Source organism: Ochrobactrum soli, from assembly GCF_003664555.1.
Classification (GTDB): Bacteria; Pseudomonadota; Alphaproteobacteria; order Rhizobiales; family Rhizobiaceae; genus Brucella; species Brucella teleogrylli.
The window spans coordinates 1-1,532 of sequence record NZ_RCHH01000047.1 but is presented as its reverse complement, the minus strand read 5'-3'; the positions used below and the strand labels follow the sequence as shown (position 1 = coordinate 1,532).

The window sequence follows — 1,532 nt, the reverse complement described above, 5'->3', positions numbered from 1 at the left end:
TTGCATTATGGCGTGACTACACTGCTGAAATGACGGCTTGAAAAACACACGTGCAACCTGCTCGATGCCTTGATCAAACAACTTGGCAATGCCATGAGATCCATTCGTTCGTGAAAAATTGCGACCACCAAGGCAGGTGCATTTTCACGCGGCAAGCAAAAAACGTAATGATGTTCGCAATGCGCCATCCGCAACATCGGAAATAGTGCGCTCATATCCTTAAAAATACCTTGGCCAGCTGCAAGCTTGGCGATTCCACGTTCGAGCTTGCCGATATAGCGCCGAACCTGTGTATCACTCCATTGCTTGCGCGTGTAGCGGATGATATGGCGCATATCCGCTTCCGCCTCTACCGTAAGGACATAGGCCGTCAAGCGCGATTCCCGTCCAGTTCATCATCCAGAATTTGGCCGATGCTCTTGGTAGATACATTGCCCGCAAGACCATCGCTGATGCGACTTCCCAGCACGGTTTTAAGTTCCTGCCATGCCTGATCGGCATTAACATCACCTGGAAACAGACGTTCGAGAGCGTATTGCTTAATAGTCTTGCCCTGCAAGGCCGCCAATGCCTTGAGGCTTTGGTGCTGCTGATCTGTTATGTCGATTGTCAGACGGCTCATAACGGCTGCCTCCATATAAATACACAAACCCACATTAGCACATTTGCGCGGAGATTGCCACCACTACATCTCACCAATTAGCGCTCGTGGAGACTCCATAGTTTAACTGCAGCGATTGCGAGGCGGGGAAGCATTGCTAGGGCACAAGCAAGGATGTTCCCTTTTTGTTTCGAATGCTCTAGTAAAGCACACATGGACATGTCAGCCGATTACCCGCGGTCCCGTGTTCAAAACCATTCATGCGTGACGAGGACATATGGCAGCGGCCCATCTGGAAAAACTGAATGATCGCCAGCGCGAGGCGGTTGAGCATGGCGTCGCCATGCCGGATGGTGCGATCGGCGGTCCACTTTTGATCATCGCTGGTGCTGGATCGGGCAAGACGAACACATTGGCGCATCGTGTGGCTCACCTGATCGTCAATGGCGCTGATCCGCGCCGGATATTGTTGATGACATTCTCGCGTCGCGCGGCGTCCGAAATGGCCAGGCGTGTCCAGCGTATCTGCAAACAAGTGCTTGGCGATCATTCGTCCGTCATGACGGACGCCCTGGCCTGGGCGGGAACGTTTCATGGAATTGGTGCGCGTCTTTTGCGTATTTACGCCCAACAGATCGGGCTCAGCGCCGACTTTACCATTCATGACCGAGAAGATAGCGCCGATCTCATGAACCTCATTCGTCATGAACTGGGTTTCTCGAAAATGGAAAGCCGCTTTCCAACCAAGGGCACTTGTCTCGCAATCTATTCGCGGGTCGTCAATTCCGAGAGTACAATCGGCGCAGTGTTAAAGAATGCCTATCCTTTTGCCCTTGGCTGGGAAGAGCAGTTGAAACAGCTCTTTGCCGCCTATGTGGACGCCAAACAGCATCAAAATGTGCTCGATTATGATGATCTCTTGCTTTACTGG

At 52.0% G+C, this 1,532-nt stretch carries 3 protein-coding genes; 1 reads left to right on the top strand and 2 read right to left on the bottom strand.

Going from position 1 to position 1,532, the window contains the following annotated elements; all coding sequences use genetic code 11:
* Positions 1-5 precede the first annotated feature (5 nt).
* A complete protein-coding gene (locus D8666_RS23915; RefSeq protein ID WP_121539685.1) occupies positions 6-374 on the bottom strand; it encodes a type II toxin-antitoxin system RelE/ParE family toxin in 369 nt (122 codons plus the stop codon).
* Positions 371-622: a type II TA system antitoxin, ParD family gene (locus D8666_RS23910; protein WP_109365660.1), complete on the bottom strand. Its 252-nt coding sequence runs from the start codon at positions 620-622 to the stop codon at positions 371-373. The genes D8666_RS23915 and D8666_RS23910 overlap by 4 nt, the downstream gene beginning before the upstream one ends.
* A 256-nt stretch (positions 623-878) precedes the next feature.
* On the opposite strand from D8666_RS23910, the gene D8666_RS23905 reads away from it, so the two are divergent.
* On the top strand, positions 879-1,532 hold a 654-nt coding region (locus D8666_RS23905), incomplete at its 3' end, for a UvrD-helicase domain-containing protein (protein ID WP_147438037.1).